Genomic DNA, 26244 nt, shown 5'->3' with positions numbered 1-26244 from the left:
AGCTGCCCTTGAGCCCGATGCTGCACCTGTCCCTAGCCGAGAGATGGCACGACCTGGCGTCGTTGTCACGCACCGGCATGGACGGATTTGGCCTCCTCGGCGCCATCATGATGCTGGAGCTGGTGGGCGACTGGCTGCTGAGCTGGACCGGCCTCTCCGCCGAGGTACTGGAATACCAGGCCCAGCTGGCGGATCTGCAACCGGTTGAGGCGCTAAAAGCGCTGCTGTGTACTTCCTTGCTGGTGTTTGCGCCGCTGTTGCTGCAGTGGCTGCTGCTGTTGCTGCACCTGCTGCTGCAGACCTTCAACTGGCCCCGGCTGACCCAGCCCAAACCTTCTTTTTCTGCGTCTTCCAAGCCGCGCCGTGCCCTGCTGAGGGCGCACGGCTGCCGCGCACCGCCTGTTCTTCCCTGCGGAGTCTGACACCCTGACGGCGTATTGATCACGCCCGCTCTGTCTGTCCGGTTCTCCGCGCTCGGGTCATGCCCGACATTCCCAACATGGTCTTGCCGCGCTGTCGGCAAGCTAGCACCCATAGGAATAGGGGAAGGTTTCCTTTGTTTATTCGAAAGTTAGTTAACCTGCTGCTGGCAGGGGTGGCGTCGCTGACGCTGGCCGGCTGCGAAGGCGGCGTGCTGGACCCCAAGGGTCAGATCGGCGCCGACGAAAAGTACCTGATCATCGTCGCCACCGGCCTGATGCTGCTGGTGGTGGTGCCGGTGATCGTGATGACGCTGTACTTCGCCTGGAAATATCGGGAAGGACGCAACGAAATCTACGCACCCAAGTGGTCACACTCCACCAAGATTGAAACCGTGGTGTGGGTGATCCCCATCATCATCATCGTGGTTCTGGGCACCATTACCTGGCGCTCCACCCATGCTCTGGATCCGTACAAGAAACTCGAGCACGACAAGGACCATCTGGTGGTCCAGGTGGTGTCGCTCAACTGGAAGTGGCTGTTTATCTATCCGGAGCAGGGCATTGCCACCGTCAATGAACTGGCGTTCCCCACCGATGTGCCGGTGGAATTCCGCATCACTTCCGACACCACCATGAACTCGTTTTTCATTCCGCAACTGGGTAGCCAGATCTACTCCATGGCGGGCATGGAGACCCAGCTGCACCTGATTGCCAATGAACCCGGCCGTTTTGATGGCATCTCCGCCAACTACAGCGGCGAAGGCTTCACCGGCATGCAGTTTGACGCCATTGCCACCGAAGACGAAGCCGGCTTTGAGGCCTGGGTGGAGAAGGTCAAGGCCGATCCGGACACCCTCGACATGAGCGCCTATCAGCAACTGGCCGAGCCCAGCGAACACCACCCGGTGGAATACTTTGGCGATGTCAGCCCGGATCTCTTCCACAACGTTGTGATGAAGTTTATGCAGGATCATCACCCCGTGGCGGGCGATGAACACCAACATCATCTGTCAGCCAGCACCATGATGGAGGCTGAGAAATAATATGTCGTTATTAGGTAAACTCACGCTCGACGCCGTGCCCTACCATGAGCCCATTATCATGGTCACTCTGGGCGTGGTGGCCATTGCCGCCGTGGTGATCGCCTTTCTAATCACCCGTCATCAGAAATGGGGCGTGCTCTGGCGCGACTGGATCACCTCGGTGGACCATAAGCGACTGGGCATCATGTATATCATTCTGGCCTTTGTCATGCTGATCCGCGGCTTTGCCGACGCCATCATGATGCGAGCCCAGCTGGCACTGTCGACCAATGGTGCCGACGGCTACCTGCCGCCGGAGCACTACGACCAGATCTTCACCGCCCACGGTGTCATCATGATCATCTTTATGGCCATGCCATTCATGATCGGCCTGATGAACATCGTACTGCCGCTGCAGATCGGTGCCCGCGATGTGGCCTTCCCTTTCCTGAACAACCTTAGCTTCTGGCTGGCGGTGTCCGGCGCCGTGCTGGTGAACATCTCCCTCGGTCTGGGTGAGTTCGCCAAGACCGGCTGGGTGGCCTATCCGCCGCTGTCCGAGCTGGATTTCAGTCCGGGCGTGGGGGTGGATTACTACATCTGGGCCCTGCAGATATCGGGTATCGGTACCCTGCTGACCGGCGTTAACTTCCTGGTGACCGTGTTCAAAATGCGCACTCACGGTATGAAGCTGATGCAGATGCCAATCTTCACCTGGACCTGTACCTGGGCCAACATTCTGATTGTGGCGTCCTTCCCGATCCTGACCGCGGTACTGGGCATGCTGACCCTGGATCGCTACCTGGACTTCCACTTCTTCACCAATGCCGCCGGCGGCAACGCCATGATGTACATCAACCTGTTCTGGGCCTGGGGTCATCCCGAGGTGTACATTCTGATCCTGCCGGCTTTTGGTATTTTCTCCGAGGTGATCTCCACCTTTACCGGCAAGCGCCTGTTTGGTTACAACTCCATGGTGTATGCCAGCGGCGCCATTTCGGTGCTGGGTTTCATTGTGTGGCTGCACCACTTCTTCACCATGGGCTCCAGCGCCAATGTGAACGCTTTCTTTGGCGTGATGACCATGATCATCGCCGTGCCCACCGGGGTGAAGCTGTTCAACTGGCTGTTCACCATGTATCGCGGTCGTCTGCGCATGACGGTACCGGTGCTGTGGACGCTGGGCTTTATGACCACCTTTACCATTGGCGGCATGACCGGCGTACTGCTGGCGGTACCGGGTGCCGACTTCGTGCTGCACAACAGCCTGTTCCTGATCGCCCACTTCCACAACACCATCATCGGTGGTGCCGTGTTCGGCTACCTGGCCGGTTTTGCCTTCTGGTTCCCGAAAGCCATGGGCTTCCACCTCGATGAGAAGCTGGGCAAGGTATCCTTCTGGTGCTGGCAAATCGGCTTCTACGTGGCCTTTATGCCGCTGTACGTGCTGGGTTTCCTGGGCATGACCCGTCGCCTCAACAGCACCGACAACCCGGCCTGGAACTTCTGGCTGTACCTGGCCGCGGTGGGTGCTGTCTTCATCCTTGTCGGCATTCTGGTGCAGTTCTACCAGCTCTATAAAGCCTTCCGTGACCGTGAGCAGAATAAAGACTTGACCGGCGACCCCTGGAACGGCCACACCCTGGAGTGGTCCACCAGCTCACCGCCCCAGTTCTATAACTTCGCCAAACTGCCGCACGTCAGCGACATCGATGCCTTTACCGACATGAAGGAAAAGGGCACCGCCTACAAGGTGCAGGGCAACTATCAGCCGATCCACATGCCGAAGAACACCGCCTGTGGCGTGCTGATCGCCGCCGCAGCCACCGCCGCCGGTTTTGGTGCCATCTGGCATATCTGGTGGATGGTGATTGCCGGTCTGGTGGCCAGCTTTGTTGTCTTCCTGTGCCGGGCCTATGACACCGACACCGACTATTACGTGCAGCCCGACGAAGTCGAGCGCATCGAGCAGGCACACCTGCGTAACGTGATGATGAAGGAGGCCTGATGGAAGCCGTATCCGTCGATCTCAAACAGGTGCAGCTGCACCACGAAGAAGAGCACCACGATACCGGGGGCAACACCCTGTTCGGTTTCTGGCTCTACCTGATGACCGACTGCCTGCTGTTCGCGTCCGTGTTCGCCACCTATGCGGTGCTGTACATGAACACCGCCGGTGGCCCGGGCGGCCGCGAGCTGTTCGATCTCAAGTTCGTGGCGGTGGAAACCGCGGTGCTGCTGGTGTCCAGCATCACCTACGGCTTTGCCATGCTGGCCGGCCACAACCACCAGCGGGGTCTGACCCTGCTGTGGCTGCTGGTGACCTTTGCTCTTGGGGCCACCTTTATCGGTATGGAACTGTATGAGTTCCATCACCTGATTGAGTCTGGCAATGGCCCGAGCCGCAGCGCCTTTCTGACGTCCTTCTTCACCCTGGTGGGTATGCACGGTCTGCACGTGACCGCCGGCCTGGTGTGGATGCTGGTGCTGATGGTCGAGCTGATGAAGCGGGGCACCGGCCCCCGCACCCTGACCCGTCTGGGTTGCCTGAGCATGTTCTGGCACTTCCTCGACGTGGTGTGGATCTGTGTGTTTACCGTGGTGTACCTGATGGGGGCAATGGCATGAGTAACCATGACGCCGTGGATCACGGCAGTGTGAAATCCTACCTGACCGGCTTTGTGCTGTCGGTGATCCTGACCGCCATTCCGTTCTGGGCGGTAATGACCGAGCAGCTGAGCCCGGGTGCCACCCTGGCCACCGTAGTGTTGCTTGCCATTGTGCAAATCGTGGTGCACCTCAAGTACTTCCTGCACCTGAGCTTCAAGCCCAACAGCCGGGAAAACACCGTGGCCTTCCTGTTCTCCGCCCTCATTATCGTGATGGTGGTAGGCCTGTCGGTGTGGATCATCATCAGCTCTAACGAAATGATGATGTATTAAGGCAGCTCTGGCCCGGGGTAACCCGGGCCCTTTACAGGCATAAACACGCGAACAACGGGGTCTTCCCAAGGGGCATTTTATGATTCGGCCTTACCTCAAGGTCACCAAGCCGGGCATCATCATGGGCAACCTGATCTCGGTGGCCGGCGGCTTCTTTATGGCCGCCCGCGGCGACATCGACGGGTCGCTGATGTGGGCCACCCTGCTTGGACTGTCGCTGGTGGTGGCGTCCGGCTGTGCCGTCAACAACTGCATCGACCGCGATATCGACGCGCGCATGCGCCGCACCCAAAACCGGGTGACCGTGACCGGCGAGCTGCCGGCACGCACCGCCCTGGTCTACGGCCTGGTGCTGGGTGTGCTGGGTTTCGCGCTGCTGGCGTGTTTCACCAACCCCGTGGCCACCGGCTTTGCCGCCTTTGGCTACGCGGTGTACGTGGGCTTTTACAGCCTGTGGCTGAAGCGCGCTTCCGTGTACGGCACCCTGGTGGGCAGTCTGTCCGGGGCCGTACCACCGGTGGTGGGCTATTGCGCGGTGACCGGTCAGTTTGATGCCGGTGCCGCCATTTTGCTGCTGATGTTCAGCTTGTGGCAGATGCCCCATTCCTATGCCATCGCCATTTTCCGTTATGAAGATTATGCGGCCGCCAACATTCCGGTGCTGCCGGTGGCGGAAGGGGTGGCCAAGGCCAAGCGGCAGATAGTGCTCTACATTGCCCTGTTCTGTCTGGTGACCGTGTTGTTGCCGCTCGGTGGCTACACCGGCCTCACCTTTATGACGGTGGCCTGCGCCACCAGTCTGTGGTGGCTGGTGATGGCCTTTAACGGCTATCGCCGGGGGGCCGAGGAGCTGGGCTGGGCCCGCCGGGTGTTTGTGCTGTCCATTGTGACCATTACTGCCATCAGTGTGACCATGGCGCTGGACTTTCGTGCCGCGCCGGACGCCTGGCTGGCGATGAAGTTGTAACTCGCTTTCCGTTTTTTCTCCCATTTGGCCGAGGCGGCAACCGCCGTCTCGGTCCTTCTTGTTACAGTGTCAGAATACGCTCGTACTCCCCGATATTGACGTCAAACTCCGTGGTCTGGCGCAGGTAGTCGCGCATGGCTTCCAGCGCTTCCGGCTCGCCGTGGATAAGCTCAATGGCCGTACCTTTTTCCAGCGCCGAGGCGGCCAGCCATTGCCCCAGCTCCGCATAATCCGCATGGCCCGACAGGCCGTGCAGCCGCTCTATGCGCGCCCGGTTGTCGAACCAGTCGCCGTGAATGCGCACCTTGTCGCAGCCCTGCAGCAGCTTGGCCCCCCGGGTGCCCCCGGCCTGGTGACCGGTCAGCAGCAGGGTGGTGCGGTGATCCCCCAGCAGCCGCTTCATGTGGTGCAATATGCGCCCGCCGGTAACCATGCCGCTGCCGGCGATAATGATATGGGGATAGACTTCGTCGGCCAGTGCTTTGGAGTCTTCCACGCTGCGCACCAGGGTGATTACCTGGCCCATACGGTGGCAGTCGGCCCGGCTCAGCCGATGCTGATCCACGAAACGCTCGTAAATTTCGCTGACTTCAATGGCCATGGGGCTGTCGAGAAACACCTTGAGTTTGGGAATGCGCTGTTCATCCATCAGCCGTACCAGCAGGTGTTGCAGGGTCTGGGCCCGGCCCACCGCAAAGCTCGGGATCAGCATGACGCCGCCGGCGGCGACGGTGTCGTTGACCAGGGTGGCCAGCTGTTCGAGGGGATCCCCCGGCTCGTGGCGGCGATCGCCATAGGTCGACTCCAGCAGCAGCAGATCCAGCGCCGGCAGCGGCCGGGGCGGGCGCATAAACACATCGTTGGGCCGGCCCACATCACCGGAAAAGCCCACTTTTTTGCCGTCGCACTCCAGGATCAGGCTGCCGGCCCCGAGAATGTGCCCGGCCGGTTGTAGCCAGAAGCGCATGTCACCCACCGCTTTGGGTTGGTCAAACTCCAGTGGCCGAAACAGCTTCATACTGTTTTCGGCGGTTCTGCGGTCGTACAGGGGCTCGGGCTTTTCATGTTTGCTGAGCTGGTGCCGGGCCAGATAAACGGCGTCTTCCTCCTGCAGGTGGCCGCTGTCCGACAGCAAAATCTCGCACAGATCCCGTGTAGCCGGATGGCAATATACCGGGCCCCGGTAGCCCTGTTTGTACAGCACCGGAATATAGCCGGAATGATCCAGGTGGGCGTGGGTCAGCACGATGGCGTCTAGCTGGTCGAGCTCCAGGGGCAGCGGTTGCCAGTTGCGCTGGCGCAGCCACTTGTAGCCCTGATAAAGGCCGCAGTCCACCAGGATCTGCCGGTGGTTGTGGCTGACTAGAAATTTGGAACCGGTCACCGTCTGGGTGGCACCGAGAAAGGTAATTTTCATCTGCCTGCTCCTGTCTGGTTGTCTGGGGGAGAGGGGGGCTCGCCGCCGGCCAGCCGCCGCGCCGGGGGCAGCAGCAGGGGGGTGAGATCCAGCCCGTTGGACGGGTGGGGCACCGAGTTGGTGGTGACGAGCCTTCGCACGCCGGCTTGTTGCAACTGATCTTCGATGCGATCGGCAAAGAGGCCGTGAATGGCGGCGCACTCGATGCGCTTGAGACCGGCCTCGGTCAGGGCCTCGGCACAGCGCAGCATGGTGCGGCCGCTGGAGATCACGTCGTCCACCATGATGGCGGTGTGCCGGCGGTAAGCGGACAGATCCGGCAATTGTACCTGCACATCGCGGTCGCCTCGGCGCTGCTTGCGGCCCACCACAAACGGGTGGCCGCTGGCCTGGGCCAATGCCGAGACCCATTGTTCGCTTTCGGCGTCCGGCCCCACCAGCAGCAGGGGCTCGCGGCGCGCCTTGAGCCAGTCGGCCAGCAGGGGCGTAGCATGCACCGCCATGGCAGGAATGGAGTAGAGGTCGCTGAGGGCATGATAGCGGTGCAGGTGCGGGTCCACCGTTAGCAGCCAGTCGAAGCGTTGGGATATCAACCGGGCAAAACTGCGGGAAGTGACTGCTTCCCCGGGGTGAAAGCGGGTGTCCTGGCGCATGTAGCAGAGATAAGGCGCAATCAGCCCCACCCAGCCGGCGCCCAGCTCCTTCAGGGTGTCGCACAAAAAACACAGGGGCAGCGTGCGTTCGTCGGGGCGGGATAAGTCCGCCAGCACCATCACGCGTTGCCCCGGCTCCATGGCCGAGAGGATGCGCAGGTAACTTTCGCCATCGGGAAAATGATGATACTCAAGCCGGCCTTCCTTGGCGGGCAGGGCCCGGCACAGGGGCGCGAGCAGGGAATGGCTGTCGGGAAGGGCAAACAGCAGCGGGGTCATGGTGCCTCTCCAATCATGAACAGGTCGTGATTGTGCTCATAGTAGTCGGCGGCGTAGTCCAGCTCGCCCTGGCTGTCGGCATAGAGGGTAAACAGCGGCTGCCCCATGGCCAGCGCCTGGCCCAGCTTGGCGTGCAGCCGAAGTCCGGCGGCAGGGCTATTGGGGGCGCCGGCCAGTTTGGCCAGCCGGGACAGGCGGCGGTTGTCCATGGCCAGCAGGGTGCCGCTGTGGCGGGCGCCCTGCTGCAGGGAACAGGCCGCCTCGGGTATGGGCTTGAGTCCGCCCTGGGCCTCGCAAATGCGCCGGAACTGGTGCCAGGCCTGGCCCGATTCCAGCAACTCCCGGGCTTGCCGGGAGGTATCATCCAGCTCACCCTTGCCCGCCATATTGAGCAGGTGGGCGGCCAGCAGCAGGGCTCGCTCGCGCAGATCGGCGGGGGCCTCGGGCTGGTTCTGCAGCACCGCCAGCACATCTCTGGCCTCCTGGGCGGGACCAAGGCCGTAGCCGATGGCCTCGCTGCCGTCGGTGATCAGACAGCGTACCTTCAGCCGCAGGGCCTGACCCACGGTTTCAAACAGCCGGCTCATGGCCTCGGCGTCGGGTTGGCTGCGCACCTTGGCGGTGGGGCCCACCGGAATATCGATCAGGACGTGGGTGGAGCCGGCGGCGATTTTTTTCGACAGCACCGAGGCCACCATCTGGCCGGTGCCGTCGATATCCAGCGCCCGCTCAATGCGAATGAGCATGTCGTCCGCCGGGCTCAGATTGACGGCACCGCCCCACACCAGGCAGGCATTGACCTTGCGCACCGTGGCCTGGATTTCTGCCAGGTCCAGGTGTACCCGGGTGAGCACTTCCATGGTATCGGCGGTGCCGGCAGGGGAGGTAATGGCTCGGGACGAGGTCTTGGCCATGATAAGACCGGCGGCGCTGGCAATGGCCACCACTATGGGGGTGGTGCGGTTGCCGGGCAGGCCGCCAATGCAGTGTTTGTCGACCAGTTGTAGCCGCGTCGGCCAGCTCAGGCGTTTGCCGCTGTCCACCATGGACTGGGTCAGGGCGATGACCTCATCGGTATCGAGCCGTTCGACACAGGCGGTCAGAAAGGCGGCGATCTGCATGTCGGAATAGCGGTGCTGGCTGATGTCGGCAATGATGTCGTTCATTTCCCGTTTCGACAGGGTGTTGCCGTACATCTTTTTGCGCACTGCGCTCATGGAGTGCAGCACCGGGGCGTGGCGTACGGAAACTTCCTCATCGCCGAGCAGGGCCAGGCGCTCCCAGGCGATGCGGGAAAATCCGATATGCCGGGCCGGCAGTACCTCGTTGGTGACCACGTTGAGGGTGGCGATCAGACTGTGCTCGCCGACGGTAACCTGAATACGGGTGTTGGCAATAAACCCCTCGGCGCGGCACACTTCACTGTCGGCACGCAGAAACACCACCGGTTCCTGGTGAGTGTCGATGCCCATGGCAGTGGCAAGCAGGGAGTGAACGGCAGGCACGCTGTTGTCCGGCAATGGATGGTGTTTAAAGCCTAGCCGCCCGCTCCGGTTCTCGCCGCTGCTGGCCTACACTTTGCCAACACGCCCTGTAGCAGAAACGGAAGAGATCATGTTGAGGCCCCGTGTCACTCCCAGCCGGTTGTTGCACCAGCACCTGCCCCTGGACGGCGACAGCCTGGGAGTATTGTGCTGGAACACCCAGAAGCTGACCCAGGACTCGCGCTTTCAGCAAAGCCTGACGGCGCTGACCGAACGCTATGCACCGGGCCTGCTGCTGTTGCAGGAGGCCCGTATGGCACCCATGGGTGAAAGCTGGCTGGAGGGTTGGTCCTGGGCGGTGTCGCCCAATATGCAGACCCGCACTCAATTGTTTGGCGTGCTCACCGCCGGGCGTTGCGCCTTTGACGATGTCCTGCCCCTGCTCAGCCAGAGCCGGGAGCTGCGTTTCGCCACTCACAAGAGCCTGATCCTCACTCGCCATCCGTTGCCTGGCGAGGGCTCACTGCTGGTGGTGAACATGCACGCCATCAACTTTGTGCACGCCGGACTGTTTATGAACGAGATGGAGTTGCTGCGGGCCGAGCTGCTGCGCCACGTCGGGCCGCTTATCGTGGCCGGCGACTTCAATGTCTGGAGCCGCCAGCGCCGGCTTTACTTGCGGCAGTTCTGCCGGGCCACCGGCTTGCGTCAGGCGGTGATGGAAAATGCCCACCATGTAAAGAGCTACCTGCGTCAGCCGCTGGATTTCATCTTCTACCGGGATCTTTACCTGCGCTCGGCAGAGGCCATTAATATGCCCGGCGTGTCGGATCACAACCCCATCTATGCCCGCTTTTTGCTTTAGCACTGTGTTGCCGGTCACTGTGTGCGAATTGGTGCTTGCCCGGTCTTCGTCCACCGTAATGATTTAGTTAAAAACGTTACTAACTGAATGAGATCAGTACCAAATGACAAAGTTTGACCCAGCATAATTTACTTTTTTGTCTTTATGGTCAGGTTTTATCTTCCGTACAGAACCGGCTTGTCGTCATGACAGGGCTTATTCGCTGTCGGTGTCGCAAAAACTGCGTCAGCTTACATTTTGCATACAAATATCAATGTGTTTTGTGTTCAATTTTGTGGGTGTAGGATTTATTCCGTTCACCGGTCAGAGGGCCCTGGCTCCAGCTTACACCGTGAACGTTTTATCGCAGTGGTCACGTAAGCGCGGGCCAACACATAAAGCACATTAAGAAGGAAGATAAAGATGCAAAAAGCCAAATGGGTCATTTCCGCTGCTGCTCTGGTACTGGCTGCATCCGCCAACGCCGGTTTTGGTGGTAATAACGCCTATAGCAACAGCTATAACAACGGTTACGCCGATGTTCAGGTAAGCAAAACCGTCTCTGAAGACGGCACCCTGTCTTTCACCAAAACCGTTACCAAGGCCAACGGTGAAACCTACACCTACAGCGTTGACAAGCAGGTTTCTGAAGCGGGCGTCACCATCAACAAGAACGTGAACGGCAACGAGTACTCTTACAAGAAGAGCTTCTACCGTTAACTTTTCGTCATTACACGACGATTCAAGAAGGGTGCTGTTGTCAGCACCCTTTTTCATGATTTTTCCGGTAACAGTGATGACGCGCGCAATCCTTTTCCTTTTTCTTTTGACCAGTTCGGCCATGGCCGTGACCTGGAGCACGGACGATCGGCAGCAGGTGCTGGCGCTGCACGGTAAAGTTGAGCAGAACCTGGGTGCTCTGGGTTATCAGCAGGGCTATCGGGCCGAGTCCTTCGGCGGCGATACCCTGGCCTCGTTGGGCCTGTCCGGTGCCGGCCGGCTGAACGCCAATGTGATCCTGATTGGTGAACTGAGCTGGGATCTGCTGAATGATTCCCGCTACGGCGACCGGATTTATGCGGATGAAGTCTGGCTGGGGGTGCGCATTCGAGAGGATCTGGAGCTGACCGTCGGGCGCAGTGACAGCCCCTTTAACCAGCTCAGGGATCTGACCGATGTCTTTAACCTGTTTGGCGGCCACGGTTATATGACCGAGACTACCCTGGACGACCAGCTCAAGGTCACCTGGGCCGGTGATGGCTGGGATCTGCGCGCCGGCTACGCCGTTAATGATGCCAACAAACAGGATAATAACCAGGGTACTCGGGCCCAGTACGGAGCGTCTGCCGGTTACCAGGGGGAGAGTGGCCTGGGGGTGGTGCTGGCGGTGGAAACCAGGCAAGAGAGCGAACCCAACGGCAACATTCGTAACCTGGCGCTGGGCCTGAATTACCGCTCCCCCGGTGGGTTTTACGGCGCCCTGACTCATGGTCGGGCCAATTATGATGATGTGTGCTGGATCGGACCGGCATGCATCGACCGCTTTCGCTTTGATTACTGGGAAGGGGTGATGTCCTACACCTATAAGCAGGTCGCCGTTGGCCTGGGTTACAATCGCCTGAGCCTGCATGAGCCCGCCCACGAGCGCTGGGAAGACAAGGTGATTTTCGCCACCGAATATTACCTGATGCCCAGAGCCAAGCTTTACGCCGAATATCTGCTGAACCGCGCCGAAAACGAAGACAATCTCTACGGTGTGGGGCTGCAGTATTACTTCTGAAGTATTACTTCTGAGTCTGCCGGTACCGCCGGGAGAGGCGGTACCGGCAACTCACTCAGAATGCGCGGTCGGCAGCGGCCCTGATGCGGGGCGCCTGAGTCACGATACCCTGCTCATAGGCCATGGCGTGGGCCAGGCGCGGGCCGGTCCAGAGCACCGGCAGCAGCAGCAGCGACACCGGCGCTGCCGTGATCACGATAAAGGACTGCAGCGCATTGATGCCGCCTTCGCCCATGCGCAGCAGCACCGCCGCCACCAGCCCCATGGTCAGAGCCCAGAACATGCGCTGGCGGGTGCGCGGGGTGTGTTCGCCGCTGATGGCCATGGCGATGGAATAGGCCATGGAGTCGCCGGTGGTGGCCACGAAAATCACCGTGAGCAGCAAAAAGGCGGGTACCATCAGCTCGGCCAGGGGCAATTGCTGGGTGACCGCCAGCAGGGCCGCGGGCAGGCCGCTTTCCTGCAGAGGTGCGGAGATCACGCCGGCGGCGGCCTGCTCGTAGAAGATGCCGGCGCCGCCTATGCTGGCGAACCAGAAATTGGTGACCAGGGGCGCCATGATGGCCACCGCCATCACCAGCTCGCGCAGGGAGCGGCCACGGGAGATGCGGGCGATAAACAGCGCCATCATGGGGCCGTAACCGATAAACCAGCCCCAGAAGAACACCGTCCACCAGCCCAGCCAGGCCTCGTCCTGCCGGTTCAGGGCCAGGGGCATAAAGTCCTGCAGGTAGGTGCCCATGCCGTTGAGAAAGGCATCAATGATGAAGTGGCCCGGGCCTGCCAGCAGAATTATGGCCAGCAGCACCACCGCCAGCACCACATTGGCGCTCGACAACCACTGAATGCCTTTTTCTATGCCGGTCGAGGCGGACAAGGTGTAAAGGGCCACCAGACCGCCCAGAATCGCCAATTGCAGGCCATAGTTGTTTTCCCAGCCCAGCAGTGCCTCAAGGCTGAAGCCCAGCTGAGTGGCGAGAAAGCCGATGGGACCAATGGTGCCGGCGGCCACCGCAATAATGGAGACCACATCGGCCAGGGTACCCAGCCAGTGGGTTTCCACCTTCTCGCCCAACAGCGGATAAAGCAGGGTACGCGGACGCATGGCCAGGCCCTTGTGATAGTGGGCGTATACCACCACGATGGCCGACAGGGTGCCAAGCGCCGCCCAGGCCAGAAAGCCCCAGTGCAGAAAGCTTTGGGCCAGGGCGGCGGAGACCGCCGACACCGCCGACTCGCCGCCGGCAAACAGCGGCGGTGTGGTCACATAGTGATACATGGGCTCGGCGGCGGACCAGAACACGCCACCCCCGGCCAGCAGGGTGCACATGATCACCGCCAGCCAGCGAAAAGTAGAGCTGTCGGGGGCCTCGTGGCCGCCCAGACGAATGTCGCCATAGCGGGAGAAACCGAGCACCAGGGCAATCACCAGGTTGGCCAGCATCCACAACTGCCAAAAGGGACCAAAGACGCCGGCAGTCCAAGCAAAGCCCTGATTGATCCAGTGGGTCATCTGTTGCAGGTCGATAGAGGCGAGCATGACGAAGAGGAGCAGGAAGCCGCCGCTGAGTCCGGCGACCAGCCTTTGTTCGGCAAGGCTGAGGTTGGAAACGTTCATCAATTCACTTTATTCAATGCATGAACGCGCCAATGGTACATAAAAAGCGCTGGAAAGTGAAATTTAATTAGAGTGCAAAACAAACGAAAGGCATGGTTTTATGCGTTAAAACCATGCCATAGTGGTGTTAAATTCCAGTTAAATGGTTATTTTTGGTTGCTCTGGCTTTTCGGGCTTAGGAGCCGTGCAGGGGCTTTTCCATGGCGATGTGCACGATGCCGGCGTCAAGAAATTCGTCTCCGTAAGGTGTGAAGCCCAGCTTGCGGTAGAAGCCGGTGGCGTATTTTTGCGCCCCCAGATACACCCGCGGCAGGCCCCGCCGGGCGGCCTCGTCCACCAGTGCCTGCACCACCCTGGCCCCCAGCCCGAGGCCGCGGAATTCCTTGCGCACGGCAATGCGGCCGATATGACCGTCATCCAGCATGCGGCCGGTGCCGGCCCATTGGCCATCGATGCTCAGCAGCACGTGAATGGCGTCGTCGTCCAGGCCGTCGAATTCCAGCTCCGGGCTGATGTGCTGCTCCTCAATAAACACGGCGTTGCGCACGGCGCGAATAGCCGGCTGATGGTCGTTATCGAAGGGAACGAGTTCAAGGTACATGGCTGGCTCCTGCGGTGGATAAAAAGGCTCGTTCGCATCTTACCCGGGTTTGACACGGGATGCAGGCTTTCCCCGCAAGGCCGGCGCAAGGGGGCAAGCGGTATCAGACGCCGTCAATCTCGGCCTGGCTCAGGGGGCGCCACTGCCCCGGGGGCACATTCAGCCGAATGCCGCCAATCTGCTCTCGATGCAGGCTGACAACCCGGTTGCCCACCGCCGCAAACATGCGCTTGACCTGATGAAACCGGCCCTCGGTAATGGTCAGCAGCGCCTCGCGGGGGCCGCTGGCTTCGACCCTGGCGGGCTGAGTGGGCTTGTTTTCCCCCTGCAACAACAGGCCCTGTGCAAAGCGGGCGGCGGTCTGCTCCGCCAGCGGATCCCGCAGGCCGACCCGGTATACCTTGGCGCAGTGCTGCTCGGGGCGCGTGATAGTAAACGACCAGCGGCCGTCGTCGGTGAGCAGCACCAGGCCGGTGGTGTCGGCGTCGAGGCGGCCGACAATGTGCAGCTCATCGGGCCGGTCGATATCCAGCCAGCGAAACAGCGACGGATAGACGCCGTCCACATTGGAGCACAGGGTGCCGGTGGGCTTGTGCATCATCAGGTAACGGAAGGGGCGGGGCACCAGCCGCTGGCCGGCCAGGGTCACCAGGTTGTTTTCGTGCACCTGGGCCGCCTCATGGGTGACTGGCTCACCGTTGACCCGGGCCTCGCCGGCCGCAATGGCCCGCCGGGCCTCGGACCGGCTCAGTTCGGTGCTTTTGCAGATGAATTTATCGAGGCGCATGGCAGTCCTGAGCTGGCAAAGAGCATCATTATCGCACAGGGCGGGATGAAAGGCAGAAACCCGGTTCACCCCGTCGAAGGCGCGATCTGCAGCGCCAGCGTCCGGCACAGGGGCAGCAGGCCGTTATCGGTCAGGCCGTTGATAAAGCGCTCGGGAATGCCCGACAGGCCGCACTGAGCCCCGGCCAGCGCCCCAGTCAGCATGGCCCGGGCCTGGTTCTGGCCGCCGCCGTTGATGGCGTGCAGCACCGCCGACTCAAAGTCGCCGGCAAAGCGCGCCACCAGATAGTAGACGGCGGGCAGCACATGATAGCTGGCGCAGGGCATGCCATAGACCAGCGACACCTTCCAGGCCGGTTCGATACGCACGTCGGGATCAAGGGCCGCTATGGCCAGGCAGGATGGCGTAAGCAGGGCATCGGGGGAAGCAAAGTTTCCGGCCCGGGACGGCTCGGCTCCGGTCGCCGGCGGGTTCAGCCCGCCAGTGGTCACGGCATGAAAGGGCAGTTCGCCCTTTTGCACCAGGCTCATCAGCCGGGCTGAGAGCTGACTGTCGAAGGGCTGCCCCTGCACCAGCTGGCCGAGCACGGCACTGTAGGCCACCGTCATCGCCAGTATGCTATCGTCGCTTTGGGTGAGGGCGGCGTTGGCCGCCACGGTTTGGGCCAGCCGGGTGGGGTTTAGGGCATAGCGCACTCCCAGCGCCAGAGTGCGCTCCATGGCCTCGGTGGTGTCGGCGTGGCCGCCGCACTCGCTCCAGGGTAGCCCTTGTTCCACCCGCTTGTGCCAGGCGTCCCGTATCGACTGGCTGGTATAACCGCCGGGCCCGCCCCGGGGCGTGCCGTCCAGCAGGGGAAGCAGTTGCGTGTCGAGCCGGTGGCAGAAGTCGGTGTGATCGTAGCCGTTGCAGTCGGTTAGTGAGCGCAGCAGCAGCTTGAGAATAAAGGCGGGCTGGGAGCCGTCACCGGCCTGCAGGCCCTCGTGATAGCGGCCGGGCAGGGGCGCGCGATAGTCGCTTACCCAGTGGCCGTGATCCCGGCGCAGGGCACCGAGATCGTAATACCAGTGCGGCCCCACACCCAGCGCCTCGCCAATAAAGGCGCCCATCAGGGCGCCGGCGGCCCTGTCCTGCAGTGGTGTCATGGCAGTCTCCGAATGGCAAACAGACTGCCCTTACTATATGACAGCCAATCCACCTCTGCCCGGCAAACCATGGCAGGCGTCCGAGCAGATTTTTCTCTCTTTGGTCACGCCCATTTTCTCCCGTCACCCCCGTGCCCATGCCACAAACGGCGCTGTGTTTGAAACTGTGCACGTCTGTTCTGGATGCCCATCTTCATGGGCATGACCAAAAGACCGCTTCCTTGGTTCCAACTTACTTTTTTTTCTGCAGCGCCGCCGCCAGGGCCGCGCCCATGGCCCCTTGCGGTGCTGCTTGCTCACGACGGGCTGGACGCTGTTGGCGCTGGCCGGCAGGCTTGCCGCTCCGGGCGCGATCATCCCGGCGTGGCACGCTCTTGCCCTCGGCATGCTCGGCGGCACTCTGATCCAGGCGCATGGTCAGGGCGATGCGGTTGCGCTGCAAGTCCACCTCCAGCACCTTGACCCGGACGATGTCGCCGGCCTTCACCACCTCGCGCGGGTCCTGCACAAAGCGGTCGGTGAGCGCCGAGATATGCACCAGGCCGTCCTGATGCACACCGATGTCCACAAAGGCGCCGAAATTGGTAACGTTGGTCACCACCCCTTCCAGCACCATGTCGGGAACGAGATCCGCGGGCTTTTCCACCCCGTCCATAAAACGTGCGGTCTTGAACTCGGGACGGGGATCCCGGCCCGGCTTGTCGAGCTCTTTTAGAATGTCCTGCACCGTGGGCAGGCCGAAGTGCTCGTCGGTGTAGTCTTTCGGATCCAGGGTCTTGAGCAGGCCGGCATTGCCCAGCACCTCCTTTACCGGCTGCTTGAGCCGCTCCAGCATGCGGGTCACCACCGGGTAGGCTTCCGGGTGCACCGCCGAGGCGTCCAGCGGGTTTTTGCCGCCCTGAATGCGCAAAAAGCCGGCGCACTGTTCAAAGGCCTTGGGCCCCAGCCGGGGCACCTTGAGCAGTTGCCTGCGGTCGGCAAAGGCGCCCTGTTCGTCACGCCAGGCGACGATGTTCTGGGCCAGGGTGGGGGTGAGCCCCGATACCCGGGCCAGCAGCGGGGCCGAGGCCATGTTGACGTCCACGCCCACGGCGTTCACGCAGTCTTCCACCACCGCCTCCAGATTGCGGGCCAGCTGGGTCTGGGACACATCGTGCTGATACTGGCCCACGCCGATGCTCTTGGGATCGATCTTCACCAGCTCCGCCAGCGGGTCCTGCAACCGGCGGGCGATGCTTACTGCCCCGCGCAGGGACACATCGAGATCCGGAAACTCGTTGGCGGCGAGTTCCGAGGCGGAATAGACAGAAGCGCCGGCCTCGCTCACCACCACCTTCTGCAGCTTGAGCTCCGGGCTTTGCTTCATCAGTTGCTCCACCAGCCGCTCGGTCTCCCGGGAAGCGGTGCCGTTGCCGATGCTCACCAGGCTGACCCCATGCTTGCGGCACAGCTCCCCCAGGGTGCGCAGGCTCTGCTCCACCTTGTTGTGGGGCTGGAACGGATACACGGTGGCGGCTTCCAGCAGCTTGCCGGTGTGGTCCACCACCACCACCTTGACCCCGGTGCGAATGCCCGGATCCAGCCCCATGGTGACGCGGGCGCCGGCGGGGGCGGCCATCAACAGATCCTTGAGGTTAAGGGCAAACACGCGAATGGCTTCTTCCTCGGCCCGCTCCCGGGCCTGGCCCAGCAGCTCGGTTTCCATTTGCAGCGACAGCTTGACCCGCCAGGTCCAGCTGAACACGCCCGCCAGCCATTTGTCGGCGGGGCGGCCCTGGTCCTGCCAGCCGGCATGGCGGGCGATAATGCTTTCGCAGGGATGACGCTCGGCGTCGTTGTCCACCACCAGCCCCAATGACAGCACACCTTCGTTGCGGCCGCGCAGCATGGCCAGCAGCCGGTGGGATGGTGCCTTGGCAATGGGCTCATTATGCTCGAAGTAGTCCTTGAACTTGGCGCCGCTCTGCTCCTGGCCTTCCACTACCCGGGCCTGCAGCTGACCGTGCTGTTGCAGGTAAGTACGCACCGCTTCCAGCAGATCCGCCTGCTCGGCCAGGCGCTCCATCAGTATGTATTTGGCGCCGTCCAGCGCCGCCCTGGCATCAATCACGCCGGCCTCGGCATTGACGAACTGCTCCGCCAGCCGCTGTGGATCCTGACTGGGGTCGGTAAACAGAGTATCGGCAAGCGGGGCCAGGCCGGCCTCGATGGCAATCTGGCCCTTGGTGCGGCGCTTGGGCTTGAAGGGCAGGTAGAGATCTTCCAGCCGGGTTTTGGTGTCGGCGGCCAGCAGTTCGGCCTTGAGCGCCGGGCTCAGCTTGCCCTGTTCGTCCACGGACTTGAGGATCACCGCACGGCGGTCTTCCAGCTCGCGCAGATAGCCCAGCCGGCTGTCGAGGTTGCGCAGCTGGGTGTCGTCCAGGCCGCCGGTGGCTTCCTTGCGGTAGCGGGCAATAAAAGGAACCGTGGCGCCCTCGTCGAGCAGGCCCACGGCGGCGTTGACCTGGGCCTGGGCCACGCCCAGCTCCTGCGCCAGAATATGATTGATGTTGGTCATAAATTAATCTTCAAACGGAGTGTAGCGAATGTGGTTGACGTACCATTCCTTAACGCCCGAGGGCGTGCGGACCTGTACTTCGTCATCCACCTGCTTGCCGATCAGCGCCCGGGCCATGGGCGAGTCGATGGTAATGTGGTTGTTTTTGGTGTCGATTTCGTCGGGGCCGACGATGCGGTAACGGGCAATATCGCCCTCGTCGTTTTCCAGCTCGACCCAGGCGCCAAAGAACACTTTGCCGTTCTGGCGCGGGTCGTGATCGACGATTTTCACCGCTTCCAGCCGCTTCATCAGGTAGCGGATGCGGCGGTCGATTTCCCGCAGCCGCTTCTTGCCGTAGATGTATTCGGCATTTTCGCTGCGATCGCCAAGGGCGGCGGCTTCCGACACCGCTTGGGTCACGGCGGGACGTTCCACCTTCCACAGGTGCTTGAGCTCGTCGTCCAGCTTGTGCCAGCCGGCGCGGGTGATCAAATTGGTTTTCATTGAACGGACTCAATGGCTCGACAATGGCGAGTATTGTGCGCCAGCGGGGTCCGTGCCGTCTACTCCCAGGCCGGGAAGGGATCGGGCAGCCGTTGCCAGGCGCAAACGCCTTGCTCCATCTCTTCGTCGGTGAGCAGGCAGGCGTCGAGCTCGCGGCACAGCCCGGTCTGGTCCAGGCCCTGGCCGATAAACACCAGCTCCTGGCGGCGGTCGCCGTAGGGTTCGGCCCAGCTAGCCATAATGTGCTCCCGGCTTTCTTCGTCCTCGGGCCAGTCTTGCTCGGGCACCGCCTGCCAGAACCGGCCGGCGCCGCCGTGGTAGGCGATGCCGCCGGCTTGGCTCCACTGGCCGGCAACATTCATTCGGCTGGCCAGCCAGAAAAAGCCCTTGGAGCGCAGCAGTCGGCCCTGCTCTTTAGGCCGGTGCAGAAAATCAAAGAACCGCTGAGGGTGAAACGGGCGGCGGGCGCGATAGACGAAGCTGCCAATGCCGTATTCCTCGGTTTCGGGCTGGTGTTCGCCGCGCAGCTCCTGCAGCCAGCCGGGGGCGCGGGCGGCGCGCTCGAAATCGAAACGCTGTGTGCCCAGCACCTTGTTCAGCGGCACCTCGCCCCGGCGAATGGGCAGGATCTCGGCTTCGGGGTTAAGCCGGGCCAGGATGGCGGTGAGCTCCGCCAGGTGCGCGTCGGTCACCAGATCGGTCTTGCTTATCAGCAGCAGATCGCAGAATTCTACCTGCTCGATCAGCAGGTCGGTGACGCTGCGTTCATCGTCTTCACCCAGGTGCTCGCCCCGCTCGGCCAGGGCCTCGGCGGCCTGAAAGTCGGCCAGAAAGTTGACCGCGTCCACCACCGTCACCAGGGTGTCGAGCCGGGCGATGTCGTTGAGACGCTGGCCATCCTCGCCTTCAAAGGTAAAGGTTTCTGCCACCGGCATGGGCTCGGAAATGCCGGTGGACTCGATCACCAGGCAGTCGAAACGACCCTCGTCGGCCAGCCGGCGCACTTCCAGCAGCAGATCTTCGCGCAGGGTGCAGCAGATGCAGCCGTTGCTCATTTCCACCAGCCGCTCTTCGCCCCGGTGCAGGCTTACCTGCTGCTGCACGGTGGCGGCATCGATGTTCACCTCGCTCATGTCATTGACGATCACCGCTACCCGCAGACCCTGACGATTGGTGAGGATATGGTTCAGCACCGTGGTTTTGCCGGCGCCGAGAAAACCGGACAGCACGGTAACGGGTAGGGGGGAAGGGCTGGACATGGTGTTTGCTCCGCTTGCTTGCCATGGTTTATGATGAATGTAGTTGTTATAACGTAACATAAGTTATCCCATGTATCAGCAAGGAATTCCGGTCATGAGTACTCCCGAAGCGCTGTTGTCCCCTGGTGCCCCTGTCGATATGCAGGGCAGCGAACCTGGGATCTTTTCCCGTATCTACCAGCCCGACTGTAATCTGGCGGTATGGCAGCGGCCTTTGCCGGCCGATGTGGAGGGTTATGTTCAGCAGCTGCTGCAGGCGGGCAGCCGCATCAGTGTGCGAGAGCTGCTGCCGCCGGACACGGTTGCCGAGGCGCTGAGCAAACAGCTGCCGGACTTCTCCGGCCGCCAGGCCCTGGCCGAGGACGTGCAGCAACTGGCGGAAATGTTTGCCTGCCTGTTTGAACTGCAGCGGGTGGGGGTGCGCCTGGCCAGCCTGCAAACTGCCATGTGCCCGCGCTTTCACGTGGACCGGTTGCCCTGCCGGCTGGTGAGCACCTATTCCGGACCGGGCACCCACTGGCTGAACACGCCGCAGCGGGATCAGTTGCTGGCAGAGGGTGGCAAGGAGCCGGAGCAATGGCAGCAACTGGCGGTGGGCGAGGTGGCGCTAATGAAGGGTGACGGCTGGGAAGGAGAGGAAGGCCGGGGTTTGTGGCATCGCTCACCCCCGGTGCCCACCGGTTACCGCCGACTGTTTCTGTCGATGGATTTTGGGGAGTGAGGGGGCATAATAATTATGCTGATGTGCTACTGTCCAAAGCATAGCTTACCTATTGCTATCGCCCTTCCTTTGGGGTGTTGACAAAATTTGTCGCACCTTCATAATTGCCGTCCTCAAATGGAAATCAATAAGCACGGAAATCCCCCATGAGCAAAATGAAGCTTGCTATTGCTGCCGGTGTTGTTATCTCTCTGTCTGGCTGTGCCAGTATTCTAACCGACAAGACCCAGCGTATTAACGTTGTTTCTTCCTCTTCTCAGAAGCTGCAGGTACAGATTGACGGACGTACTCAGAATGCGCCTGGCATCATCACCGTTCAAAAAGAAAACAAGGACAAGACTCTTTCTGTTGTAACTCAAGGTTGTGAGCAGCAGATTGCGCTGAACAAGGAAGTTGAGCCGACATTCTTTGTCAACATTCTTTCTGGTGGCGCGTTCGGTTCTACTACCGACTATGCAACCGAAAAGATGTGGCGTTATCAGGACTCCGTCGAGATCAAGTGTCCTCAGTAATGGCATTTACCAGCTGGATAAAAAGAAGCCTCTGGGCTTCTTTTTTTTTGATTTTCCAAGGAGCTGTAGCCGAAGAAAGCGAGTTCCTGAAGCTTTCTGCTGATGAGAAGGCTCAACTGGCTTCACTATTTCATTTTCAGAGTGGAAAGCCGAAGATCATTGATCCAGCGTTTTTGTTGTCCGGTAGCAAGGGAGACCTGAAAGCAGAGTTCGAGAGTAATCTGAGAGCATATGTGAGCATGGAGCAAAGGCCGCATTACTTGTGCCGTTTTCCGGCCAGGTCACTGTGGATGTCCAGATTCCTGAGTGAGGAGGCTCCGAACTTTGAACATTGTGAGGAACTGTATGAGTATACTCTTCAGGTTCCTGCGGATGACATTAGCCTGGTTTATGCATCAGAGAACCTTCTCAGCCCCAGCAGCTTTATGGGGCACTCATTCATTAAGATGAAAGACAAGGAAGATCACCGAGCCCATGCAGTTTCCTACTTCACTGAGGTAGAGGGATTCAATCTTCCAGTGATCCTATTTGAGGCGCTTGTAACCGGCAAGGACGGTTATTTTATTGTATCGCCCTATGAAGAAGCCAAGCGTTATTATAAGGATATTGAGGGCAGGAACGTTTACGAGTACAGCTTGGTAATGAGCGACTTCAACCGTGAACTCATCCGTCTGCATCTGTGGGAGCTGAAAGGCAAGAAGATTGATTACTATTTCCATACCAATAATTGCGCAACACTGACACTAGATATTCTGGCCATTGTCGAACCTGCATTGCTGAAGCATAGTGAAGAGTGGCTAAGTCCACTTGATGTAATTAAATACGTCAATGAAAGTGAGTTGGCTGGTCCTGTGAGTATATCGCCATCTTTGGGCTGGAAAGTCCGGGCATTTGGTGAAAACCTTGGTTTTTCAGAAAAGCAGAGGTTGTTGCAGAGCCTTACCGACAAAGCTAACAATAGCTTGCCGCCAGTCAAGGTAGGCGATAGTACTAGTGCCATGTTGGAGCATGAATACAGAAAAGCTCTTAATGAGTGGCTTTATTCTGAAGGGAAAATAAATAAAAGGCAGTATGATAGTAACCGTTCCAGCATGATGAGAAGCGGAGCAGACTTCGAGCATTTCGTAGTTGATCTTTCCGATTACAAGAATCCGGTGCAACGAGCTGCCGATTCGCAGTTAATGATGGGAGTCAGGTCTCGTGAGCATGATGCCAATGTGTTGTTGTCTTGGCTACCAGCCTCACACTTGCAGCTTGATGACAACAGAAATGCATTCAGCGAATCGACGTTGCAGGTGCTCAAAAGCACAGTAGGCATAGACAAGGATCGCGCTTACCTAGACGAAGTGGTGCTGTATGGCATTGAAAGTTATCTTCCCCACGATGAGGTGATTGGCGGACTGTCTGGTCGTTTTCGGCTGCTCTGGGAGCGAGGCGGCTACGAAAGCTACAGTACCAATCGTCGGTTTCATGTAGATGGGGCTCTGGGCATGGCCGGTCACAGCAGGCCAAGTGTATTGAACTATGTGACACTGGGCTCGGGCCTGTCTGCCAGTGGTCATGGCGTATGGCTGAACCCGCAACTCGAGATGGGCTCGTTTCTGTACCTTGCCAATGACTCCAAGTTGAACCTGAAGTATCGCCTCATTTTCAATGAATTCAATCGTAGTGATTTCATCCATAATATTGAGATTCTCAATACCTATCGAGTTGCAGACTACGCACTGGATATCGGTTTCTCATACGCGGGCAATCAGCATTTTTCCGAGCCACAGGCATTATTTAATGTAAGAAGGTTTTACTGACTCCATCCCGCTAGGCCATGTCTTTACTTTCCTGCCCCTCGCCTTACAATGGCTCGCTTTGTGTCGAAAATGGAGACAAAGCCTATGCGGTTTGCTCATTGTATGGAGCCGGGTGGAATCAGCCTGGCGGCGCGGCCCCTGTTGTGTGTGGCCACCGGTGAATACAGCGAGAAGGGGTGGTTTACCTGATGCCTGCCCAACGCCGGCGGGTGGCGGCCCAAACCTATCCCCTGTTCAAACACCTTAAACACGCCTTTGTCCGCGAGGTTACTCACCTTAAACGCGGGCACCGGACCCTCAATCACCTGCTGGACCACACCCGGCTGCGTGACGAATTTTCCGATTACCCCTGGTTGCTGCCGGAATGGCTCGACCGGCTCTCCCTCGAGCTGATGGATTGGCACCATCCCGCACACCGGCCATTGTTTGAAGGCTTTCGCCATCATGCCCTGAATGAGCACGAGGATGTCTACGCGCCCCGCCCGTTGTTCTGGGGCGAAACCCAGCCCAGCAAGCAGTGGGCCGATGCGGCGCCGCGTATTCATGACTTCGGCATGGACTATCGCTGTAATGTGGCGCTGCTGGACCACGACACCGGCACGCCCCGCATGGTGGGCAACTGGGTGCTGAGCTTTGCCGTTGATATTCCCGAAGCGCGACCGGCACCGGCGCTGGAAATGACCCTGAACAGCCTCTATCTGCTGCCGGAATGGCAGGGCTACGGCGTGGGCTCGGCGGTTAACCGGGTGGTGAGCGAGCTGGTGTGCCGAGTGCTGTCGCCACCGCTGGCCAAGGCGCTGCCCGAGGCCCTGCCGGCGCCGCCGGCCATGCAGTTCGACGCCGACTACACCAGCCGCAACGGCCAGCGCATGGGCCGGCAAATCGCCCGCCGGCTGGCGCCCCTGGCACGGCGCCATGGCCTGCTGTATTACGACAGCAGCCGCTTCTGCCGTCAGGGCACGGCCCGCAATCTGGTGTAACGGCTCAGTCGAAGTCGACCTGAACGAAGTGCGGGTTGGGCCGTGCCGCGATCATGCAGGCCAGGCTTGCCAGGGGCAGCAACCGCACTTCGTCGCCGATGCGCAGCTTCAGGCACTCTTCCTGGTCATCATTACGGGCGGTGTCGAGGGCCACGCCGGCGATGTGCTCGCCATTGGTCAGGGTAAGCCGCACCGGATAACGGTACAGACAGGCGATTTCGATATAGTCGTGCTGCTCGCAGCTCATCATGATTTTCACCCCACTCCTTACGCCTCGTCCCTCACGCTCTTAAGCCAGATGATCCAGTGGCAGGGCGGTGTCGTGTTTGATGCGCCGCAGCACAAAGCTGGAACGCACGCCGGTCACGCCGTCCAGCCGGGTCAGTTTGCCCAGCAGGAACTGCTGGTAGTGCTCCATGTCGCGCACGATCACCTTGAGCTGGTAGTCGGCCTCGGTGCCGGTGATGAGGTCGCATTCCAGCACTTCGGAAAAGCTCAGCACGGCGGCGTCAAAGGTTTCAAAGCGCTCGGGGGTGTGGCGGTCGAGGGAAATATGAATATAGGCCTGCAGGGTCAGCCCCAGCTTGGCGGCGTCGAGCAGGGTAACGTGATCGGCAATCAGGCCGGCGTCTTCCAGTGCCTTGACCCGGCGCGAGCAGGGCGAAGGCGACAGGCCCACCCGCTCGGCCAGCTCCAGATTGCTGATGCGGCCGTGGCGCTGCATCAGATCGAGAATGCGCCTGTCGGTGCGATCCAGTTGTATCAGTTTGCTCACATTCACACTCCAAAACAATAACTCATTGTCTTTTAGTGTATATGGGGTGAATGATTGCCGAAAGGGTGTTTGATGAGGGTAACTTTGCAACCACTCGCTCACGGCTTGGGGTTACTATGATTTCACCTTAACGGGAACAGCAGACCGGCATCACCGGAGCCTGCCGCAAGCCGGACATACCCTGCCGGTGCGCACCCCAAGCGCGGTACTTTAAACAGGAGTGCAGCAGCGCAGCAGCAACGAACCACAAGTTCGTAAAGGGCACAAAAAGCCAGCCACTCGGGGCTGGCTTTGGTGTTTCTGGGGGGGCAGAGACGTCGCTGGCTTGCCCGCCGGTCGCGCCCCTACGGGGTTTGAGGTGCTGGTGCATGACAGGAATACACGCGCGGCCCCTGGCGGCGCGGCAGGTGCAGCAGGTTCAGGCCCAGGGTCCGGGCCAGGCGTACCGCCAGCTCGGTGGGGGCGGCCAGGGTAATCAGGGTGGGCTGGCCGGCGCGGGCCATTTTTTGCACCAGCTCCACGCTGCAGCGGCTGGTGATCAGCACCATGCCGCCGGAGCCCAAGCCGTGGCGGTGATGCCAGCCCAGCAGCTTGTCGAGGGCATTGTGCCGGCCCACGTCTTCGCAGGAATGCTGGATTCGACCCTGGTCGTCGGCGTAAAAGGCCGCGTGCAGGGCACCGCACTCCTGCCCCAGGGGTTGCCAGTCGTCCAGCTGGCGGCGCAGGGCTTCGACCGTGGTCAGCGGCGGCAGGGAGGTGGCGGGCAGGGGGGGCAGGTCGGGCAGGGCCTGTCCGATAGACTCCAGCCCGCACAGGCCACAGCCGGTGCGACCGGCCAGGCTTCGCCGGTGCTCCTGCCAGCGGTAGTGGCTGCCGTTGGCCAGGGTGACACTGGCCTCCAGTGCCCGGTCCCGCCAGTGAAACTCCAGATCGTGAATTTCCCGGTGATGGCGAATGATGCCCTCGCTCAGCAAAAAGCCGGTCACGAAGGCGTCCAGCTGGTTGGGGCTGACCATCATGACCGCATGGCTGATGCCATTCAGCACCACGGCCAGGGGCACCTCGCTGGCCAGGGCGTGACTGTCTCCGCTGAGGGTGGTGACAAACTGGTAATCGGGCAGGGCGTCGGGGTCAAACATGGCGGTATCCGGCGGACGGTTTGGGTTCAGTGTAAGGATCCGGCGTGTGTCT

26 protein-coding genes are annotated in these 26244 nt (G+C 60.6%); 13 read left to right on the top strand and 13 right to left on the bottom strand.

Translation table 11 applies throughout. The annotated features are described in order from the left end of the window. Nucleotides 1-17 precede the first annotated feature (17 nt). From GU3_RS01225 to cyoE, 6 genes are all read left to right on the top strand, one after another. Nucleotides 18-422: a hypothetical protein gene (locus tag GU3_RS01225; protein ID WP_014290736.1), complete on the top strand. Its 405-nt coding sequence runs from the start codon at nucleotides 18-20 to the stop codon at nucleotides 420-422. Between the two features lie 134 nt (nucleotides 423-556). Beyond that, nucleotides 557-1465, top strand: a complete 909-nt coding sequence (cyoA, locus tag GU3_RS01220) for a ubiquinol oxidase subunit II (protein WP_014290735.1) — start codon at nucleotides 557-559, stop codon at nucleotides 1463-1465. Between the two features lies 1 nt (nucleotide 1466). After that, a complete protein-coding gene (gene cyoB / locus GU3_RS01215) occupies nucleotides 1467-3452 on the top strand; it encodes a cytochrome o ubiquinol oxidase subunit I (protein WP_014290734.1) in 1986 nt (661 codons plus the stop codon). Beyond that, the gene (gene cyoC, locus GU3_RS01210) at nucleotides 3452-4072 is read left to right on the top strand and encodes a cytochrome o ubiquinol oxidase subunit III (RefSeq protein WP_041542827.1); all 621 of its coding nucleotides are present in this window, start codon (nucleotides 3452-3454) and stop codon (nucleotides 4070-4072) included. The genes cyoB and cyoC overlap by 1 nt, the downstream gene beginning before the upstream one ends. Beyond that, entirely contained in the window at nucleotides 4069-4386 is a 318-nt protein-coding gene (gene cyoD / locus GU3_RS01205) for a cytochrome o ubiquinol oxidase subunit IV (RefSeq protein ID WP_014290732.1), read from the top strand. The genes cyoC and cyoD overlap by 4 nt, the downstream gene beginning before the upstream one ends. A 79-nt stretch (nucleotides 4387-4465) precedes the next feature. Next, nucleotides 4466-5353: a heme o synthase gene (cyoE, locus tag GU3_RS01200; protein ID WP_014290731.1), complete on the top strand. Its 888-nt coding sequence runs from the start codon at nucleotides 4466-4468 to the stop codon at nucleotides 5351-5353. Between the two features lie 61 nt (nucleotides 5354-5414). On the opposite strand, the gene GU3_RS01195 is transcribed toward cyoE, so the two are convergent. Genes GU3_RS01195 through GU3_RS01185 form a run of 3 tightly spaced genes read right to left on the bottom strand, consistent with a single transcriptional unit; the run spans nucleotide 5415 to nucleotide 9207 of the window. Beyond that, a complete protein-coding gene (locus GU3_RS01195; RefSeq protein ID WP_014290730.1) occupies nucleotides 5415-6770 on the bottom strand; it encodes an MBL fold metallo-hydrolase RNA specificity domain-containing protein in 1356 nt (451 codons plus the stop codon). Next, complete coding sequence (locus GU3_RS01190; protein WP_014290729.1) at nucleotides 6767-7702, bottom strand: ribose-phosphate diphosphokinase; 936 nt, start codon at nucleotides 7700-7702, stop codon at nucleotides 6767-6769. Before GU3_RS01190 ends, GU3_RS01195 begins: the two co-directional genes overlap by 4 nt. Beyond that, complete coding sequence (locus tag GU3_RS01185) at nucleotides 7699-9207, bottom strand: thymidine phosphorylase family protein (protein WP_041543428.1); 1509 nt, start codon at nucleotides 9205-9207, stop codon at nucleotides 7699-7701. Before GU3_RS01185 ends, GU3_RS01190 begins: the two co-directional genes overlap by 4 nt. Nucleotides 9208-9316: 109 nt before the next feature. On the opposite strand from GU3_RS01185, the gene GU3_RS01180 reads away from it, so the two are divergent. From GU3_RS01180 to GU3_RS01170, 3 genes are all read left to right on the top strand, one after another. Continuing rightward, nucleotides 9317-10051, top strand: coding sequence for an endonuclease/exonuclease/phosphatase family protein (locus GU3_RS01180; RefSeq protein ID WP_014290727.1), 735 nt, complete (start codon nucleotides 9317-9319; stop codon nucleotides 10049-10051). Nucleotides 10052-10453: 402 nt separating this feature from the next. Continuing rightward, a complete protein-coding gene (locus GU3_RS01175; RefSeq protein WP_014290726.1) occupies nucleotides 10454-10750 on the top strand; it encodes a hypothetical protein in 297 nt (98 codons plus the stop codon). Nucleotides 10751-10871: 121 nt separating this feature from the next. Next, a complete protein-coding gene (locus GU3_RS01170; RefSeq protein ID WP_014290725.1) occupies nucleotides 10872-11810 on the top strand; it encodes a porin in 939 nt (312 codons plus the stop codon). Between the two features lie 55 nt (nucleotides 11811-11865). Here GU3_RS01170 and GU3_RS01165 read toward each other — a convergent pair whose 3' ends face one another. The 7 genes from GU3_RS01165 to zigA all read right to left on the bottom strand — a co-directional run bounded on the left by GU3_RS01165 (nucleotide 11866) and on the right by zigA (nucleotide 20260). Beyond that, nucleotides 11866-13428 carry a BCCT family transporter gene (locus GU3_RS01165; RefSeq protein ID WP_014290724.1) on the bottom strand — a complete coding sequence of 521 codons (1563 nt, stop codon included), beginning with the start codon at nucleotides 13426-13428 and terminating at the stop codon, nucleotides 11866-11868. Between the two features lie 175 nt (nucleotides 13429-13603). Continuing rightward, nucleotides 13604-14029, bottom strand: coding sequence for a GNAT family N-acetyltransferase (locus GU3_RS01160; RefSeq protein ID WP_014290723.1), 426 nt, complete (start codon nucleotides 14027-14029; stop codon nucleotides 13604-13606). A gap of 103 nt (nucleotides 14030-14132) precedes the next feature. Then, a complete protein-coding gene (locus GU3_RS01155; RefSeq protein ID WP_014290722.1) occupies nucleotides 14133-14816 on the bottom strand; it encodes a pseudouridine synthase in 684 nt (227 codons plus the stop codon). Nucleotides 14817-14881: 65 nt separating this feature from the next. Next, the gene (locus GU3_RS01150; protein ID WP_014290721.1) at nucleotides 14882-15958 is read right to left on the bottom strand and encodes an ADP-ribosylglycohydrolase family protein; all 1077 of its coding nucleotides are present in this window, start codon (nucleotides 15956-15958) and stop codon (nucleotides 14882-14884) included. Nucleotides 15959-16190: 232 nt separating this feature from the next. After that, nucleotides 16191-18515 (bottom strand): Tex family protein, encoded by a 2325-nt coding sequence (locus GU3_RS01145; RefSeq protein WP_014290720.1) that lies wholly within the window; start codon nucleotides 18513-18515, stop codon nucleotides 16191-16193. 3 nt (nucleotides 18516-18518) lie between these two features. After that, complete coding sequence (greB, locus tag GU3_RS01140; RefSeq protein ID WP_014290719.1) at nucleotides 18519-19001, bottom strand: transcription elongation factor GreB; 483 nt, start codon at nucleotides 18999-19001, stop codon at nucleotides 18519-18521. Nucleotides 19002-19060: 59 nt separating this feature from the next. After that, entirely contained in the window at nucleotides 19061-20260 is a 1200-nt protein-coding gene (gene zigA, locus GU3_RS01135) for a zinc metallochaperone GTPase ZigA (RefSeq protein ID WP_014290718.1), read from the bottom strand. 94 nt (nucleotides 20261-20354) lie between these two features. Between zigA and GU3_RS01130 the strand changes: the two genes are divergently transcribed. From GU3_RS01130 to GU3_RS01115, 4 genes are all read left to right on the top strand, one after another. Beyond that, complete coding sequence (locus tag GU3_RS01130; protein ID WP_014290717.1) at nucleotides 20355-20981, top strand: DUF1826 domain-containing protein; 627 nt, start codon at nucleotides 20355-20357, stop codon at nucleotides 20979-20981. A gap of 146 nt (nucleotides 20982-21127) precedes the next feature. Continuing rightward, complete coding sequence (locus tag GU3_RS01125) at nucleotides 21128-21493, top strand: hypothetical protein (RefSeq protein WP_014290716.1); 366 nt, start codon at nucleotides 21128-21130, stop codon at nucleotides 21491-21493. Then, entirely contained in the window at nucleotides 21493-23298 is a 1806-nt protein-coding gene (locus GU3_RS01120; RefSeq protein WP_014290715.1) for a DUF4105 domain-containing protein, read from the top strand. Before GU3_RS01125 ends, GU3_RS01120 begins: the two co-directional genes overlap by 1 nt. Before the next feature lie 188 nt (nucleotides 23299-23486). Then, nucleotides 23487-24278, top strand: coding sequence for a hypothetical protein (locus GU3_RS01115; RefSeq protein WP_014290714.1), 792 nt, complete (start codon nucleotides 23487-23489; stop codon nucleotides 24276-24278). A 4-nt stretch (nucleotides 24279-24282) separates the two neighbouring features. Here GU3_RS01115 and GU3_RS01110 read toward each other — a convergent pair whose 3' ends face one another. The 3 genes from GU3_RS01110 to fdhD form a co-directional block, all read right to left on the bottom strand. Then, a complete protein-coding gene (locus tag GU3_RS01110) occupies nucleotides 24283-24528 on the bottom strand; it encodes a Rho-binding antiterminator (RefSeq protein WP_014290713.1) in 246 nt (81 codons plus the stop codon). A gap of 39 nt (nucleotides 24529-24567) precedes the next feature. After that, on the bottom strand, nucleotides 24568-25044 hold the full coding sequence (locus tag GU3_RS01105; RefSeq protein WP_148265934.1) for an Lrp/AsnC family transcriptional regulator: 477 nt from the start codon (nucleotides 25042-25044) through the stop codon (nucleotides 24568-24570). A 353-nt stretch (nucleotides 25045-25397) separates the two neighbouring features. Next, entirely contained in the window at nucleotides 25398-26192 is a 795-nt protein-coding gene (gene fdhD / locus GU3_RS01100; protein WP_014290711.1) for a formate dehydrogenase accessory sulfurtransferase FdhD, read from the bottom strand. Between the last annotated feature and the right edge of the window lie 52 nt (nucleotides 26193-26244).

Origin of the sequence: Oceanimonas sp. GK1, from assembly GCF_000243075.1 — a bacterium.
Taxonomy (GTDB): Bacteria; Pseudomonadota; Gammaproteobacteria; order Enterobacterales; family Aeromonadaceae; genus Oceanimonas.
Note: the sequence above shows the minus strand (reverse complement) of the source record. Positions and strands in the feature narration are given on the sequence as shown.